Annotated in this window: 19 protein-coding genes; 15 read left to right on the top strand and 4 right to left on the bottom strand. The window is 67.2% G+C overall.

Annotation, left to right across the window (positions count from 1 at the left end; all coding sequences use genetic code 11):
• Positions 1–101 precede the first annotated feature (101 nt).
• Positions 102–671 carry an acyl-CoA thioesterase gene (locus tag SA87_RS10440; protein WP_082718364.1) on the bottom strand — a complete coding sequence of 190 codons (570 nt, stop codon included), beginning with the start codon at positions 669–671 and terminating at the stop codon, positions 102–104.
• A 178-nt stretch (positions 672–849) separates the two neighbouring features.
• On the opposite strand from SA87_RS10440, the gene SA87_RS10435 reads away from it, so the two are divergent.
• The 4 genes from SA87_RS10435 to gcvH all read left to right on the top strand — a co-directional run bounded on the left by SA87_RS10435 (position 850) and on the right by gcvH (position 2,757).
• Entirely contained in the window at positions 850–1,218 is a 369-nt protein-coding gene (locus SA87_RS10435) for an arsenate reductase family protein (RefSeq protein ID WP_066202775.1), read from the top strand.
• Positions 1,172–1,540 carry an ArsR/SmtB family transcription factor gene (locus tag SA87_RS10430; RefSeq protein ID WP_066202772.1) on the top strand — a complete coding sequence of 123 codons (369 nt, stop codon included), beginning with the start codon at positions 1,172–1,174 and terminating at the stop codon, positions 1,538–1,540. Before SA87_RS10435 ends, SA87_RS10430 begins: the two co-directional genes overlap by 47 nt.
• Before the next feature lie 120 nt (positions 1,541–1,660).
• Positions 1,661–2,275 carry a peroxiredoxin gene (locus SA87_RS10425; protein ID WP_066202763.1) on the top strand — a complete coding sequence of 205 codons (615 nt, stop codon included), beginning with the start codon at positions 1,661–1,663 and terminating at the stop codon, positions 2,273–2,275.
• A 101-nt stretch (positions 2,276–2,376) separates the two neighbouring features.
• Positions 2,377–2,757 carry a glycine cleavage system protein GcvH gene (gene gcvH / locus SA87_RS10420; protein WP_066202760.1) on the top strand — a complete coding sequence of 127 codons (381 nt, stop codon included), beginning with the start codon at positions 2,377–2,379 and terminating at the stop codon, positions 2,755–2,757.
• A 210-nt stretch (positions 2,758–2,967) separates the two neighbouring features.
• Here gcvH and SA87_RS10415 read toward each other — a convergent pair whose 3' ends face one another.
• Complete coding sequence (locus tag SA87_RS10415; RefSeq protein ID WP_066202757.1) at positions 2,968–3,156, bottom strand: hypothetical protein; 189 nt, start codon at positions 3,154–3,156, stop codon at positions 2,968–2,970.
• A gap of 110 nt (positions 3,157–3,266) precedes the next feature.
• On the opposite strand from SA87_RS10415, the gene SA87_RS10410 reads away from it, so the two are divergent.
• The 9 genes from SA87_RS10410 (at position 3,267) to yunB (ending at position 11,994) form a co-directional block, all read left to right on the top strand.
• Positions 3,267–3,689, top strand: a complete 423-nt coding sequence (locus SA87_RS10410) for a hypothetical protein (protein ID WP_156423579.1) — start codon at positions 3,267–3,269, stop codon at positions 3,687–3,689.
• A 198-nt stretch (positions 3,690–3,887) separates the two neighbouring features.
• On the top strand, positions 3,888–4,673 hold the full coding sequence (sufC, locus tag SA87_RS10405) for a Fe-S cluster assembly ATPase SufC (protein ID WP_066202751.1): 786 nt from the start codon (positions 3,888–3,890) through the stop codon (positions 4,671–4,673).
• 2 nt (positions 4,674–4,675) lie between these two features.
• Complete coding sequence (gene sufD, locus SA87_RS10400) at positions 4,676–5,965, top strand: Fe-S cluster assembly protein SufD (RefSeq protein WP_066202748.1); 1,290 nt, start codon at positions 4,676–4,678, stop codon at positions 5,963–5,965.
• Positions 5,962–7,248: a cysteine desulfurase gene (locus SA87_RS10395; RefSeq protein WP_066202744.1), complete on the top strand. Its 1,287-nt coding sequence runs from the start codon at positions 5,962–5,964 to the stop codon at positions 7,246–7,248. Before sufD ends, SA87_RS10395 begins: the two co-directional genes overlap by 4 nt.
• Entirely contained in the window at positions 7,202–7,672 is a 471-nt protein-coding gene (gene sufU, locus SA87_RS10390) for a Fe-S cluster assembly sulfur transfer protein SufU (RefSeq protein WP_066202742.1), read from the top strand. Before SA87_RS10395 ends, sufU begins: the two co-directional genes overlap by 47 nt.
• 39 nt (positions 7,673–7,711) lie before the next feature.
• Positions 7,712–9,109, top strand: coding sequence for a Fe-S cluster assembly protein SufB (gene sufB, locus SA87_RS10385; RefSeq protein WP_066202737.1), 1,398 nt, complete (start codon positions 7,712–7,714; stop codon positions 9,107–9,109).
• A gap of 159 nt (positions 9,110–9,268) precedes the next feature.
• Positions 9,269–10,891, top strand: coding sequence for a bifunctional metallophosphatase/5'-nucleotidase (locus SA87_RS10380; RefSeq protein ID WP_169816962.1), 1,623 nt, complete (start codon positions 9,269–9,271; stop codon positions 10,889–10,891).
• Complete coding sequence (locus SA87_RS10375) at positions 10,888–11,145, top strand: DUF6154 family protein (RefSeq protein WP_066202733.1); 258 nt, start codon at positions 10,888–10,890, stop codon at positions 11,143–11,145. Before SA87_RS10380 ends, SA87_RS10375 begins: the two co-directional genes overlap by 4 nt.
• Positions 11,146–11,208: 63 nt before the next feature.
• Positions 11,209–11,994, top strand: a complete 786-nt coding sequence (gene yunB, locus SA87_RS10370; RefSeq protein WP_066202729.1) for a sporulation protein YunB — start codon at positions 11,209–11,211, stop codon at positions 11,992–11,994.
• A gap of 6 nt (positions 11,995–12,000) precedes the next feature.
• Here yunB and SA87_RS10365 read toward each other — a convergent pair whose 3' ends face one another.
• A complete protein-coding gene (locus SA87_RS10365) occupies positions 12,001–13,008 on the bottom strand; it encodes a M23 family metallopeptidase (RefSeq protein WP_156423442.1) in 1,008 nt (335 codons plus the stop codon).
• Between the two features lie 104 nt (positions 13,009–13,112).
• Between SA87_RS10365 and lipA the strand changes: the two genes are divergently transcribed.
• Complete coding sequence (gene lipA, locus SA87_RS10360) at positions 13,113–14,042, top strand: lipoyl synthase (RefSeq protein ID WP_272999762.1); 930 nt, start codon at positions 13,113–13,115, stop codon at positions 14,040–14,042.
• Between the two features lie 44 nt (positions 14,043–14,086).
• The gene (locus SA87_RS10355; protein WP_245637721.1) at positions 14,087–14,452 is read left to right on the top strand and encodes a YutD family protein; all 366 of its coding nucleotides are present in this window, start codon (positions 14,087–14,089) and stop codon (positions 14,450–14,452) included.
• On the opposite strand, the gene SA87_RS14140 is transcribed toward SA87_RS10355, so the two are convergent.
• Positions 14,449–14,715, bottom strand: coding sequence for a DUF3055 domain-containing protein (locus SA87_RS14140; protein WP_066202722.1), 267 nt, complete (start codon positions 14,713–14,715; stop codon positions 14,449–14,451). The two genes, SA87_RS10355 and SA87_RS14140, sit on opposite strands and share 4 nt — an antisense overlap.
• Positions 14,716–15,037 lie beyond the last annotated feature (322 nt).

Here is a 15,037-nt window from a genome sequence, read left to right as displayed (position 1 = left end):
GCCGGTCGGGCGTCCCGCGCCGGTGCGGGTTTTCCGCCGATGAGGCCCGACACCCAAAACCGCGGCGGAACGCTCCGGCGCGCATTTTCGGTTCGCCTCCTTCAGCCGTCCCGGCGGCCGATTTCGAACAGCCGCGCAAAGGCGCGGCTTTTTTCTTTCCGCCGCTTCCGCTCGGCGACCCGCTCCGGCGCCCCGTCGTAGAGAAGGCACTCTTCTTCCGTTTCGGGGTAGACCGGAGGGACCGGCGCCGGGCACATGGCGTCGTCCAGGGCGACGAACGTGGCGAAGGCCGTCGCCGCGACCTCCCGCTCGCCGCTCAACATATCCTCGGCGATGACCTTGACGAACACTTCCATGGACGTCGTCCCCGTCCAGGTGACGAACGCCTCGAGGGTGATGGCGTCGTTTTGGGCGATCGGCCGGAGAAAATCGATCGAGTCGATCGATGCCGTGACGACCTGCCGGCGGCTGTGCCGCATGGCGGCGATCGCCGCCACGTCGTCGATGTCCCGCATGAGTTCGCCGCCGAAGAGCGTTCCGTGGCGGTTCGTGTCCTTGGGAAAAATGAGGCGCGTCTTCACCACCCGGCTTTCGCGGCACGGCTTGGCGCCGGGCGCCTGCCGGGCGTGGGCGGTCGGGTTTGGTTCCTCCCGCTCGACAGATCGATGCAAAACGTTCCCTCCTTCAGCTCTAAAGGGAGCTTTCGGCTCGGCGGGGTCGAACGGCGGAAAAGGGCGTCGCACGCCGGAAAGGAGGTGGCATGCCTGAAAGGGGGGCCATGCCGGAAAGGTGGTCCCATGCCGGAAAGGTGATAGAATACGGAGAGAGGAAGCGGAAAGGAGGACGTCGGTGCTTACCTTGTATCATTATCCCAAATGCGCCACGAGCCGCAAGGGAAAGGCGTGGCTGGACCGGCATGGCCTTTCGTACCGGATCGTCGACATCGTCGCCGAGACGCCCGACATCGAGACGCTTCGGGATCTCTGGCAAAAAAGCGGCCTTCCCCTTGACCGGTGGTTCAATCCTTCGAGCGGGCTTTACCGGGAGCTCGGCCTCAAAGACCGGCTGCCGTCGATGAGCGACGACGAAAAACTTCGCCTCCTCGCCGCGCATGGAAAACTCATCCGGAGACCGGTGATCACCGACGGAAAGCGGGTGACGATCGGGTTTGATGAAGCAACGATGGAGCGGGTCTGGCTCCGAGGCGAAGGGGCTTGAGACCGGCGCCGTCGGCCCGGAAGCGGAGGCCGTCGCCGTCTTCAAAGCCCTCGGGCACGAAGCGCGTTACCGGATCTTGCAGCTTCTTCTGGAGCGGCGGCAGTTTTGCGGCGACCTCGTCGCCGAGCTCGGGCTCGCCCAGTCGACGGTGTCGCATCATCTCAAGATCCTCCGGGAAGCGGGGCTCGTCGTCACCGAGGAACGGGGGCCGTGGGTCTGCTACGAAGTCGACGTCCGGCGCCTTCGGGCGGTGCTCGCCGGGCTCCTGTTTCAGCTCGACGGAGCCGCCCCGCCGGCGGCCGGCGCGCCGGACGAAAATTAAATTGTTCTTAGTCTTAACTTGTCTTCGCCGGGGAATTCCCCTATAATAGGAGGCGCCCGGGAACTTCTTCCCATGAGGCGACCCTTCAAAATTCCCGTGAAAAGGAGAAGGAGGACTTCGATGCAGGGGACGGAGACGACGACCATCGTCAGACTCGGCGAAGCGCTGCCCGACCTCGTGCTGCCGGCGTACTTTCCCGAGACGAAGACCGAAGGCGAGATCCGCCTCGGCCCGTCGGCGCCCGAGAAGCGGTGGACGGTGCTGGTTTTCTACCCGGCGGACTTTACGTTCGTCTGCCCGACGGAGCTCGCCGACTTCGCCCGGCACTATGACGCCTTCCGGGCCCTCGGGGCGGAAGTCGTCGGCGTGAGCACCGACACCGTCTACACCCACAAGGCGTGGCTGGAGTCGGAGAAACTGCTCGAAGGCGTGCGCTTTCCGATGGCGGCGGACCATGCCGGGCGGCTTGCGCGGGCGCTCAACATTTACAACGAGACGGACGGGACGGCGCTTCGGGGGACGTTCATCGTCGATCCGGACGGCATCCTCCGGGCGCAGGAAGTGACGTGGTACGACGTCGGCCGGAACGCCGAAGAGACGCTCCGGCTTCTGGAGGCGTTCGACTTCGTGCGGAAGAATCCCGGCGTCGCCTGCCCGGCCGGCTGGCGGAAGGGCGAAAAGGCCCTCCGGCCCGGCATGGATCTCGTCGGCAAGGTGGCGGAGGCGCTCAAGTGAAGCGGTGCCGGCCCGGATGCGGGCCGGCGTTTTTTTGCCCGTTTGCATCGAAGGGGCGAACGTCGTATGATGGGCATGAGGACGGAGAGGAGGGTGTGAGGGTGGAATTTCCCGCGGAACTCCGGTATTCCCGCGAGCACGAGTGGGTCCGCGTCGAGGGCAACCGAGCGTACATAGGGATCACCGACTTTGCGCAAGATGAGCTCGGGGACATCGTCTACGTCGAGCTCCCGGAAGTCGGCGCGACCGTGACGGCCGGCGAACCGTTCGGCACCGTCGAATCGGTGAAAACCGTCTCCGAGCTGTATGCCCCCGTCTCCGGGACCGTCGTCGAGGTCAACGCTCGGCTGGCCGATGAACCGGAGCTCGTCAACCGGGCGCCGTACACCGACGGCTGGATGATCGTCGTCGAGATGAGCCGCCCGGAAGAGCTCGCGGCGCTTCTCGACGCCGAGGCCTACCGAACTCACATCGGCGAATGACGGATGCGCACACCGCCGGGACGGATCGCCGGCAAAAGAAAAACCGCCGTTTCGGCGGTCTTTTCTTTAGGCGGTCTTCTCGAAGATGGGCCCTCGGACGCCGATCGGGTCGCGCGGGCGGCCGCCGGCCCCAAAGCCGTGCGCCGTCGCCCCGGCTGACAAGCGGCCGACTTCCGACCGGCCCGCAAGCCGGAGGCCGCCCGGCCGGCTCTAAAACCGCCGGTCGCCGGTGACATCGGCGCTTAAAAACTCATGCAAGAAAAGGGGAACTGCGACGAGAAGGACGCCGACGGCGAGCATCTTCCACGGCAGCGTCGGCGCCAGGAAAAAGAAAACGACCGCGAGGACGGCGACGAGATAGTGAAACACGGTCCACCCCTCCCCTCCTCCGGCGATCATCGTCCGGCCACATGTCATCGTTTGGTCACATTATAACACACCGGTGAACGCCCGTAAAGCGCCCGCCTTCATTCGTCGATTTTCGGGGCTTCGGTGAAGGAGACATCGCCATGAGCTGGTGTTGCGGCGCGATGATGGTCGGCTCGATCGGGCGCCTGAGGCGAAACGGCATCGTCTTCGATCGCGTCCCCCTCGTCTACTGCCCGGTCTGCCGCCGGTTCGACGTCCATCCTCTGGTCGCCGACGCCTTTGATCTCCTCCTCGATTACGCGGAAGCCGACGGCGCCCGCGTCGTCGACGTCGCCGAGCTCCTCCGGTACGACGAGGCGGCGCTCCGGGCGGCCCAGCCCTTCTGGGACGACGGCGACGCCGAGGCGCTCGTCGAGGGGCTGATCGATCAGGCGCTCGATCTCCTTTCGGCCGCCCGGGCGCTCGACGATCGCCTGTGGCGACGGGAGCTCCACGACCGCCTTCGGCGGCTTCTCGAGCTTCGGGCCCGGATTCAGGCTGAGAACCGGCAGGCCGACGGCTGAACGGCGATCGGCGGCCGGGGAGACGGCCCGCCGAGGGGGCGGCGGGGCGTTTTGCGGGCCGGCCATTGGAACGGTTCGCAAAAGAAAAATCCTGTCGGTTTGGCCTCGTTTGCTTCTGTAATTGAGAATCAGTTGAAAACGCCGGCGCCGTGCGGTACAATGGGATCGGAACCACCTCATGCAAACGGAGGCGACACGATGGCGCGACCGGAATTGAAGATAGAAAATCTGCATGTCGCGGTCGACGGCAAGCCGATCATCCGCGGGCTCAACCTCGTCATCCGCGGCGGGGAAGTGCACGCGATCATGGGCCCGAACGGCACCGGCAAGAGCACGCTGGCGCAGGCGCTCATGGGGCACCCCCGCTACGAGGTGACCGCCGGGACGGTGACGCTCGACGGCGAAGACGTCCTGGCGATGTCCGTCGACGAGCGGGCGCGAAAAGGCCTCTTTCTCGCCATGCAGTACCCGAGCGAAGTGAGCGGCGTGTCGACGAGCGACTTCCTCCGGACGGCGATCAACGCCCGGCGGGGAGAAGGGAACGAGATCCCGCTCATGGAGTTCGTCCGGAAGCTCGACCGGGCCCTAAAGACGCTCGAGATGCCGCAGGATATGGTCCGGCGGTCGCTCAACGAAGGGTTTTCCGGCGGCGAGAAGAAGCGGAACGAGATTCTCCAGATGATGCTCCTCGAGCCGAAGATCGCCATCCTCGACGAAGTCGACTCCGGCCTCGACATCGACGCCCTGAAGATCGTCGCCAGGGGCGTCAACGAGATGCTGTCGGAAAACCTGGGCGTCCTCGTCATCACCCACTACCAGCGCCTCCTCAATTACATCCGGCCGCACTTCGTCCACGTCCTCATGCAGGGCCGGATCGTCAAATCCGGCGGGCCGGAGCTCGCGGAAGCCCTCGAGGCGAAAGGGTACGACTGGATCAAAGAAGCGCTCGGCATCGTCGACGAGACGGTCGGGCAGGAGGTGTGACGATGGCGCCGACCGACGTGCGGGACGCTTATGCGGAGCTGGCGGAAAAGCTTCTTCAGAAGTTGCCGCCGGGAGAGCCCGCCTGGCTTCAGGACGCCCGGCGCCGGGGGGCGGAGGGCCTAAGGGCGCTTCCGTTTCCGGCGTCGGAGAAGATCCGCATCGCCTCCTGGCCGTGGACGGCGGTCGAGCCGGGGTCGCCATTCGCGGAAGCAGCGCCGGCCGGGGACCTGCCCGAGGCCGTTCGGCGGTCGTTCGATGCCGGGGCGCCGGCGCTCGTCCTTCTGGACGGAGGCCGGAGCGTCGCCTTTGACCTCGAGGCGGCCGAGGCGTCGGGGGTCGTCGTCGCCGACCTCCGGGCGGCCCTCGCCGACGAGCGGCTTCCGCGGTATCTTTTCGGTCTCGTCGGCCCGGAAGACGACCGCCTGGCTGCCCTTTCGGCGGCGACGTTCCAAGGGGGCGCCTTCGTCTACGTGCCGCGGGGCGTCGCCTTCGACCGGCCGGTTCAGCTCGTCGTCTGGTCCGGGGAGCGGGGGCAGTCGGTGCGCCTCGTCGTCGTCGTCGAGGCCGGGGCCTCCCTCGAACTCATCGAGACGCATCTTTCGCCGGACGGGGTGCCGACCGTCCACCACAGTGTGACCGAACTTTACGTCGCAGACGGCGCCCGGCTCCGCTACGCCGCCTTGAGCCGCCTCGGCCGCGGGGCGGTCGATCACGGACGGCGGGTCGCCCGGGTCGGCCGGGACGGCGAGATCATCTGGGCCATCGGCGAGGTCGGCCACGCCGACACCTTTGCGCCGACGGTGGCGCGCCTCGAAGGGGAGGGTGCCCGGACCGAACTTTACATGATCGGCGTCGGCACCGGCGAGCAGCGGGGCGTCTTCGACCTTCGGGTGTGGCACCTCGGCCGCCACACCGAAAGCGCGCTCCTCGCCAAGGGGATCCTCCTCGATCGGGCGCACCAGGTGTACAACGGCGTGACGAAGATCGAAAAGAAGGCGACGAAATCGAGCGGCGAGCAGACGGAGCGGCTGCTCATCCTGAGCCCGGAGGCGCGGGGCGACGCCAATCCGATCCTCCTCATCGAGGAAAACGACGTCAAGGCCGGCCATGCGGCGAGCGTCGGGCGGATCGATGAGGGCCAGCTTTACTACCTCATGTCCCGGGGGCTTCCCCGGCGGGAGGCGGAACGGTTGCTCCTTCGCGCCTTCCTCGATCCGGTGATCGCCCGCGTGCCGCTTCCGGCCGCCCGGGACCGCCTCGTCGAGGCGATCGAGGAGAAGATCGGCCGATGACGGACCGCACCTTGCGTCGCCCGCTCGTGCCGAAGGCACTCCGCGCCGACTTTCCGATCTTCGATCAGACGATTGCCGGAAGGCCCCTCGTCTACCTGGACAGCGCCGCGACGGCGCAAAAACCCCGGGCGGTCCTCGAGGCGATGACCCGCTTCTATGAGCGGGACTACGCCAATGTCCACCGGGCCGTCCACACCCTCGCCGGCCGGGCGACCGAAGCGTATGAGGCGGCCCGGGAGGCGGTCCGACGCTTTCTCGGCGCCCGATCGGCGGCGGAGATCGTCTTTACCCGGAGCACCACCGGAAGCCTGAACCTCGTCGCCCAGGCGTACGCCCGGCCGCGACTCGGCCCCGGCGACGAGATCGTGCTCACGCCGCTCGAGCATCACGCGAACCTTCTCCCGTGGCAGCGGGTCGCCCGGGAGACCGGCGCCCGCCTCGTCTTTATCGAGCCGACGGACGACCTGCGGATCACCGAGGCGGCGATCGATCAGGCGATCTCTCCCCGGACGAAAATCGTCGCCCTGGCCCATGTCTCGAACGTGACCGGCGCCGTCGCCCCGATCGCCCACGCCGCCCGGCGGGCCCACGCCGTCGGCGCGGTGATCGTCGTCGACGCCGCCCAGAGCGCCCCGCACCTTCCGCTCGACGTCCGGGCGCTCGACGTCGACTTCCTCGCCTTCTCCGGCCACAAGATGCTCGGCCCGACGGGCATCGGCGTCCTCTATGCCAAGGAAGAGCACCTTCGCTCCATGGAGCCGTACGAAGTCGGCGGCGAGATGATCGACCGGGTGACGCTTTTCGATGCGACGTGGCGGGAGCCGCCGTGGAAGTTTGAAGCGGGGACGCCGCCGATTGCCGAGGCGATCGGCCTCAGAGCGGCGATCGAATACCTCGAAGCGATCGGCATGGACGCGATCGAAGCCCACGTCGTCCGCCTGACGAATCTGGCGGCGGAGGCGCTGGCGAACGAGCCGGGGGTCACCGTGTACGGTCCGCGGACCGACCGGCACGCGGTCGTCGCTTTCAACGTCGGCCGCATCCACGCCCACGACGTCTCTACCGTCCTCGATGCCGAAGGGATCGCCGTCCGGGCCGGCCACCACTGCGCCCAGCCGCTCATGACGCGGCTCTGCGTGCCGGCGACGGTCCGGGCGAGCTTTTACCTCTACAACGACGAGGACGACGTCGAACGGCTCGTCGTCGGCGTCCGCCGGGCAAAGGAGTTTTTCGGCGATGTCTTTGGAGAACCTGTATCGGGAGATCATCCTGGATCACTATAAGCACCCCCGGAAGCGGGGGACGCTGGAGGGCCCCGGCGTCCTGGCGGTCGAGCTCAAAAACCCGTCCTGCGGCGACCGGATCACGCTCTACGTCCGGCGGGAGGACGATCGCCTCGCGGCGGTCCGCTTCGTCGGCGAGGGATGCTCGATCAGCATGAGCTCCGCTTCGATGATGTCGGCGCTGGTCGAGGGGAAGACGGCGGACGAGGCGGAAGCGCTCGCCCGGGCGTTTTTCCGCCTCGTGCAGGGGGAGCCCCTGGACCCGGCGACGGAGGAGGCGCTCGGGGACGCCGTCGCCCTTCAAGGGGTGCATCAGTTTCCGGTTCGGATCAAGTGCGCGACGCTCGCCTGGAAGGCGCTGGAGCGCGCCCTCGCCGAAGGCGGCGCGGCGGCCGAATCGCCCGCCGGAACGCCGGCGCCGTAAGCCCGTTTTCCATCACGCGATCCGAAGGAGGGAGCGCCGATGGTCCACGACGTGCCCGTCAGCTCCGAGTACCGCTACGGCTTTCGGGACCCGGACGTCGCCGTCTACCGGGCGCCGAAGGGGCTGACCCGGGATCTCATCATCGACATCTCGAAGATGAAGGGCGAGCCGGATTGGATGACGGAGTTCCGGCTGAAGGCGCTCGACATCTTTCTCGCCAAGCCGATGCCGACGTGGGGGCCGGACCTTTCGGCCATCGACTTCGACAACATCACCTACTACGTCAAGCCGTCGGAGCGCCGTGGCCGGTCGTGGGACGAGGTGCCGGAGGAGATCAAAAAGACGTTCGAGCGCCTCGGCATCCCGGAGGCGGAGCAGAAGTTCCTCGCCGGCGTCTCGGCCCAGTACGAGTCGGAAGTCGTCTACAACAACATGAAAAAGGAACTCGAGGAGAGGGGCGTCATCTTCCTCGACACCGACACGGCGCTCAAGGAATACCCCGAGCTCTTCCGGCAGTATTTTGCGACCGTCGTCCCGCCGTCCGACAACAAGTTCGCCGCCTTAAACAGCGCCGTCTGGTCCGGCGGGACGTTCATCTACGTGCCGAAGGGCGTCAAGGTCGAGGTGCCGCTTCAGGCGTACTTCCGCATCAACTCGGAAAACATGGGCCAGTTTGAGCGGACGCTCATCATCGTCGACGAGGGGGCGTTCGCCCACTACGTCGAAGGGTGCACGGCACCGGTCTACTCGACGGATTCGCTCCACGCCGCCGTCGTCGAGGTGATCGTCAAGCGCGGCGCCCGGGCCCGGTACACGACGATCCAGAACTGGTCGACGAACGTCTACAACCTCGTCACGAAGCGGGCGATGACCGAGGCGTACGCGACGATGGAGTGGGTCGACGGCAACCTCGGCAGCAAGGTGACGATGAAGTACCCGGCGGTGATCATGAAGGGCGAAGGCGGTCGGGCGGACATCCTCTCGATCGCCGTCGCCGGGAAAAACCAGGTGCTCGACGCCGGCGCCAAGGTCCACATGCTCGCGCCGAACTGCACCGCGACGATCGTCTCGAAGTCGATCAGCAAAGACGGGGGCGCGGTCAACTACCGCGGCCTGGTGAACTTCGGCAAAAACGCCCGCGGCTCGAAGGCCAACGTCAAGTGCGACACGCTCATTCTCGACGACCGGTCCATCTCCGATACGATTCCGTACAACGAAATCCGGACCGACGACGTCGTCCTCGAGCACGAGGCGACGGTGTCGAAGGTGAGCGAGGAGCAGCTCTTCTACCTCATGAGCCGGGGACTGACGGAGCAGGAAGCGACGCAGATGATCGTCATGGGCTTCATCGAGCCGTTCACGAAGGAGCTGCCGATGGAGTACGCCGTCGAGCTGAACCGGCTCATCGCCTACGAGATGGAAGGAAGCATCGGCTGATTTCTCCCCCGGTTTCTGCCGAAGCCGGCCGAAGGGGCGGCCGATCGCCGCCCGCCAGGCGGCGCGGGCGCTTGCTTGAACGGAGCGTTCTCCCGGTCCCTGCCGAACGTCCGGCAGGGACTTTTTCGCGTCGCCGCACGGCCCCGCCTCCGTCCCGGGATGGGCGACGGGCCGGCGCCGTCGTCTCGAGGTCCGGCGTGGCGCTTGGCCCGGCCGCCGACCGGTGACGACGTTGTGGATATCGCCCGGCGCTCGATCGGCGCGGCGCTTCGTCCGGCGTCCGGCGGCCGGCCGTTGAACTCGGCGATCCGAAGGCGTATGCTTGGGTCGATCGGGGGGATGGCGTTGCGCGTGACGCTCATCCATTCGAACGACGTTCACAGCCGCTTCGACCGGATGCCGAAGATCGCCGGCTACGTCGAACGCCTCCGGCGGGAGCGCCGGGGCGAGGCGGTCTTTTTGCTCGACGGCGGCGACCACATCGACCGGGCCCATCCGCTCACGGAGGCGACGACCGGCGGCGCCAACGTGCGGGCGCTCAAGGCGTCCGGCTACGACTTCATCGCGATCGGGAACAATGAAGGGCTTTCGCTCCTGCCGAAGGCGCTCGACGCCCTCTACCGCGGCGCGCCGTTTGACGTCCTCGTCGCCAACCTGTTCGACCGAAGCGGCCGGCGGCCGGCGTGGGCGCGGCCGTTCGCCGTCCGGACGGTCGGCGGCCGGGCGATCGGCTTCATCGGCGTGACGGTGCCGTTTTTTTACTACGCGCTTCTCGGCTGGCGGGTGGAGCCGCCGGAGGTGGCGCTGGCGGAGCTCGTGCCGCGCCTCAGGCCGGACGTCGATGCGCTCGTGCTTCTTTCGCATCTCGGTCTGTTTGCCGACCGGGAGCTGGCGAAGCGCTTTCCCGCGCTCGATGTCATCCTCGGCGGCCACACCCACCATCGCCTTCCGGAGGGGGAGCGGGTCGGCCGGACGACGATCATCCAGGCCGGCCGCGGCGGCGCCGAGGTCGGCCAGGTGGACCTCGTTTTCACTTCGACCGGGCTCGTCGTCCGGGCGCGGACCGTCGCCGTGGACAAAGAAGCGCCGCATCCGGCGGTCGCCGCGGCGATCCGGGAGGCGGAAGCGGCCTCGGCGGCGAACCTCGAGCGGCCGGTGGCCCGCCTCGCCCGGCCGCTCGGCGTCTCGTACGTGGCGGAATCGCCCCTCGCGAACGTCCTCGCCCGGGCGATCCGCCGGGCGACGGAGGCGGACGTCGCCTTTGTGACGAGCGGCCTTCTCCTTCACGGCCTTTCCGCGGGCGTCGTCCCCTATGCGGCCGTTCTCTCGGCCTGCCCGCACCCGATCTCCCCTTGCGTTCTATCGCTTCGGGCATTAGAATTAAAGCAAATTCTAAGCGATGCCCTTCGGCCGTCCCGGATGACGGCGGAGGTGCGGGGGTACGGCTTTCGGGGGCGCGTCCTCGGCCACCCGGCGGTCGACGGCATCGACGTCGAGGTGGCGGAAGCGGGCGACCGGCGTGCGGTCGTCGCCCTCCTGAAGGACGGCCGGCGCCTCGTCGACGAAGAGGTCCTCCGCGTCGCGACCGCCGACATGTTCGTCTTCATGCGCGCGTATGATGGCCTTCACCACCGGCCGGAAACGGTGACGTACTGCGCTCCGTTTTACCTCCGGCACTACCTCGCGGAAGAGCTCGGCCGAAGCGTCGACCACACCGAAGCCGAGCGGCCGCGCTTCCGGCGGCGCGCACAAGACGCTGGCGGAGAGGGGTTGGGCGGATGAAGTTTGTCGACGATGTGTTCAAGCTGTACCGGGAACAGCTCGTCGAGCATCCCGACGGGCCGCTGGAAGTGGTGCTGCAATTATTTTCTGATCATGAGCGGGAAGATCTTCTGCGGTTCATCGAAGGGATGAGCGACGACGAACTGTTCCAGATGGTATCGCTGTACGTCGTCGAACTGCTCAAGCAGAAGCTCATGCAGGAGGGCTTACTTCCGCCCCAGGACGCGACCCCCGTCGATCCCAACCTGCACTGATCGTCGGCCTCGCGGCGTCTTCCCCTGCCGCTCCCGGCATAAGGTAAAACCGGGGGGAGCGCGATGGCGAGGCCGACGGCCTTTCGGCGGCGCTTCCGGCGCCGCTCGATTTTTTTTCTCGTCTTCACGGCGGCGCTCGTTCTCTTCGTCCAAGGATTTTACCTCATCGAGCGGCGGATGATGCCGATGATCCGGAGTTACGCCGAGGTCCGGGTCGTCCAGATCGCCGAGCTGGCGATCATGCAGGCCGTAAGAAGCCGCCTCGACGAGATGCCGAACGGCCGGGATCTCCTGATCAAAACGATCGATCCGAACCGCGGCGTCATCGCCATCAGTCTCGACGCCGGCGGCGCCGCCCGGGTGCAGGCGCTGGCGGAGGAAAGCATGCGCAAGACGCTGGGGACGCTCTCCCGGCAGCGGATCGACGTTCCGCTGGGCGTCGCCCTCGGAAGCGAAGTGCTGGCCGACACCGGCCCGCGCATTCCGGTGACGATCGTCCCCATCGGCGCGGCGGAAGTGGAGCTCGAGCCGGCGGTGGAGGAGACCGGCATCAACAACGTGCTTTTGACGCTTTATTTGAAGATCAAACTCCGCATGCGGGTGATCATTCCGTTTGCCTCAAACGAAAAAACGATCGAACAGCGGATCGCCGTCGCTCAGGAGCTCATCGTCGGCCAGGTGCCGCTTTATTATTTCAAAAACGGGGCTCCGTCGCCGATTCCGGTTCTGCCGCCGCCGGATTTGCGCCCTTCCGGGACCGGCGCCGGGCCCCCTTCCGCCGGCGCCCCGTCCGGCCCGGCGTCGGGGGCCGCGCCGGACCGTTCGCCTCCGCCGGCCGCGCCGCGGTAGCGGTCGCTAAGGGCCGGTGCGCTCCCGCGGCCGGGCCTTTTCCCGTTCCAGCCGCTCGAAGCGCCGGAGGTGGGGCGTCGGATCGAAGGCCCATTCCCGGCGACCGTCGTATTTGTACATGCCGAAATGGAGGTGCGGCGGGAATTTGCCCTGCGTCCCCGGCGGGCCGTAGCCGGAAGAGCCGACGTAACCGATGACCTCGCCGGGCCGGACGATCTTCCCCGGCCGGACGCCGGGGGCGAAGCCGGACAGATGAGCGTAGTAGTAGTAAATGTTGTTGAGATCGCGGATTCCCACCCGCCAGCCGCCGTAGACGTTCCAGCCGGCGACTTCGACGACCCCGTACGTGGCACTCCGGACGGGGGTCCCGTACGGGGCGAAGATGTCGGCTCCCTCGTGAAAGCGGCGGCCGCCGAAGCCCCGGGGCTGCCCCCAGGTGTTCGTATAGCTGTACGGTCGCCGGCGGTCGACGACGAACGCCGTGTCGAACAGGTCGAGGCGGCCGAAAGCGGCGTAAAGCGCTTCGAACGCTTTGAGAATCATCCGGTCTTTGTCCGACGGATAGAGCTCGGCGACCGCCTGCGGCCAGTCGTTCCCGGCGTCCCGGAGGCGTTCGGCGAGCACGAGGAGGACGTCCAGGGGCGAGCGCTGGTCGGCAAAGCCGTCGCCGTCGCCGTCCCGGCCGAGGCCGCCGAAGAGGGCGATCGTGCGCGGGTCGGTGTCCTCCGGGTCGGGGTTGGTCGGCCCGGCCCAGAGGGGGGGTGGAAAGCGGAAGGCGATCGGTCCGTCGCTTCGTTTTTTCTGAAGGGAGCGGGCAAACTGATCGACGGCCGCAAGCCGCGTCCAGGGGACGTCGGTCAAGGCGGCGACAGACCGGTAAAGGGCCATCCGTTCGGCATAGGCCGCCTCGCCCCTTTCCCCGGCCGGGTTTTCGGCCGCGGCGGCGAACGCCGGCACGAGCGTTGCGGCGACGAAGGCGGCGAAGATCGCCGGACCGAGACGGTGCGGACGCACCCGATCCCCCCTTTCGGCGATTTTGGCCTCTTTGACCCGTTTCGTTATAATAGCACCATAGCGCGGTGCCGGCACCGGTCGGCGCCGGAGAAGAGGTGAACGGCGTGCCGGAAGGACGGAGCGAGATGAGAAAGCCGGCGTGGCTTCGGTCGCACCTCGCCCGGGAGGCCCTTCAGACCGAAGTCGCCTTCCGCAAGGTCAAGACGGCCCTTCGGACCGGGGCGCTCCATACGGTGTGCGAGGAAGCGCGCTGTCCGAATTTGCATTCGTGCTGGAACGCCGGGACGGCGACGTTCATGATCCTGGGCGACCGGTGCACCCGGTCCTGCCGGTTCTGTGCCGTCACCCCCGGCCGGCCGCTTGCCCCCGATCCGGAGGAGCCGGAGCGGGTGGCCGAAGCCGCCCGGGCGATGGGGCTTCGGTACGTCGTCGTCACGTCGGTCGCCCGGGACGATCTTCCGGACGGGGGCGCCGGGCAGTTTGCGGCGACGATCCGGGCGCTCCGGTCCAAAATTCCGGGGGTTGGGGTCGAGGTGCTCACCCCGGATTTCGGCGGGGATCCGGCGGCGCTCCGGATGGTCCTCGAGGCCCGTCCGGACGTGTTCAACCACAACGTCGAGACGGTGCGGCGGCTGACGCCGTCGGTCCGGGCCAAGGCGACGTACGAACGGTCGCTATGGGTCCTCCGGGAGGCGAAGCGCCTCCGGCCCGAGATCCCGACGAAATCGAGCCTCATGGTCGGTCTCGGCGAGTCGTGGGAGGAGCTCATCGAAACGATGGACGACCTTCGGGCGAGCGGCGTCGACATCCTGACGATCGGTCAGTATCTCCGTCCTTCCCGGCGGCAGCTTCCCGTCGCGCGGTACTATGCGCCGGAGGAGTTCGAACGCCTGCGGGAAGAAGGCCTCCGGCGCGGCTTTGCCCACGTCGAGGCCGGGCCGCTCGTCCGAAGCTCGTATCACGCCCGAGAACAGGCGACGGCAGCCGGCGCCGTGCGCTTTCTCGAATCGGGAACCGAACGGCTCGAAGTGTAGTCTGTCCCGCCTTCGGCGTTTTTGTCGCCGGTCGCTTGGCGGAGGTGATGGCGCTGAAAGAGGACAAACCGTCGCCGGCGCCCCCGGCGGCAGGAGCCGCCGCTTCTGAAGCCGGCCGGCGCCTCGTCCATCTGTCCCACGGGGTTTTTGAGGTGGTGCTGGACGTTCGGGGCGGCTGGAACGCCGAGGCGTTTCGCGCCCGCTATCAGGACGTGTTGAACAAGTACGACTATATCGTCGGCGACTGGAGCTACGACCAGCTCCGCCTGAAAGGGTTTTACAGCGACAAAAATAAGGGCGTGCCGCCGGAACAGCGGATCAGCGCCCTCGATCATTACGTTCAAGAATACTGTAATTTTGGCTGTCGTTATTTTGTCGTGCGGCGTCTCAAGCCCGGGCGGGGCGGCTAAGCGATCACTTCTTCGAGAAAAGAGCGGAGCGCCGCCGCCGCCTCGGCGTCGAGGCCGAAGGCGTCTTCCAGGAGCCCCGGCTCGGCGAGGTCGTCTTCGCCGAGGATGGCAAAGCGATTCCGCTGCATGTCGAGGACGAGGCGTTTGCCGAAGAAGCGGTCGGTCTTGACGATGGCGAGGTCGAACCGTCCGGTTTCGTCGAAAAAGCTGACGAACCGGACGTCGGCGGTGATGTCTTCGTCGTAGAGAAATTGCCGCTGCACGGTGGACAAACCTCCCTGGCGTTCGGGATTGACGGCGCGGGATCGGATGGCGGGGGTTCGGACGGGGCGGCCGTCCGGTCGTTCCGAAGGATCCGGCCCGATCGGGCGTGGGGGCCGTTTTCGGATTCTGGGGCATCGGCGCGGCGCCGTCCTGACGGCGGGCGGCGCCGGTTCGGGGGAGTCGATCGGCGAAGGGAGTCGAACGGCGATGATGGAAGTGATGCAGGGGGTCCTCATTCTCGTTTTTATCGCCGTTGCCGTCGGCCTCGTGATCGCCTTGGCCCGGCGACGGCCTTGAGGCGGTTCGGAAGGCCGGGCTGGG

Source organism: Hydrogenibacillus schlegelii, assembly GCF_001653195.1.
Lineage (GTDB): Bacteria > Bacillota > Bacilli > Thermicanales > DSM-22653 > Hydrogenibacillus > Hydrogenibacillus schlegelii.
This window is presented reverse-complemented; position numbering and strand designations above follow the sequence as displayed.

Excerpts from the sequence above, each read along its gene's own strand:
- SA87_RS10430 (WP_066202772.1), top strand. The coding sequence starts at position 1,172 with ATGAAGCAACGATGGAGCGGGTCTGGCTCCGAGGCGAAGGGGCTTGAG.
- SA87_RS10425 (WP_066202763.1), top strand. The coding sequence starts at position 1,661 with ATGCAGGGGACGGAGACGACGACCATCGTCAGACTCGGCGAAGCGCTG.
- SA87_RS10415 (WP_066202757.1), bottom strand. The coding sequence starts at position 3,156 with ATGATCGCCGGAGGAGGGGAGGGGTGGACCGTGTTTCACTATCTCGTC.
- SA87_RS10410 (WP_156423579.1), top strand. The coding sequence starts at position 3,267 with ATGAGCTGGTGTTGCGGCGCGATGATGGTCGGCTCGATCGGGCGCCTG.
- sufC (WP_066202751.1), top strand. The coding sequence starts at position 3,888 with ATGGCGCGACCGGAATTGAAGATAGAAAATCTGCATGTCGCGGTCGAC.
- sufD (WP_066202748.1), top strand. The coding sequence starts at position 4,676 with ATGGCGCCGACCGACGTGCGGGACGCTTATGCGGAGCTGGCGGAAAAG.
- SA87_RS10395 (WP_066202744.1), top strand. The coding sequence starts at position 5,962 with ATGACGGACCGCACCTTGCGTCGCCCGCTCGTGCCGAAGGCACTCCGC.
- sufU (WP_066202742.1), top strand. The coding sequence starts at position 7,202 with ATGTCTTTGGAGAACCTGTATCGGGAGATCATCCTGGATCACTATAAG.
- sufB (WP_066202737.1), top strand. The coding sequence starts at position 7,712 with ATGGTCCACGACGTGCCCGTCAGCTCCGAGTACCGCTACGGCTTTCGG.
- SA87_RS10380 (WP_169816962.1), top strand. The coding sequence starts at position 9,269 with ATGGGCGACGGGCCGGCGCCGTCGTCTCGAGGTCCGGCGTGGCGCTTG.
- SA87_RS10375 (WP_066202733.1), top strand. The coding sequence starts at position 10,888 with ATGAAGTTTGTCGACGATGTGTTCAAGCTGTACCGGGAACAGCTCGTC.
- yunB (WP_066202729.1), top strand. The coding sequence starts at position 11,209 with ATGGCGAGGCCGACGGCCTTTCGGCGGCGCTTCCGGCGCCGCTCGATT.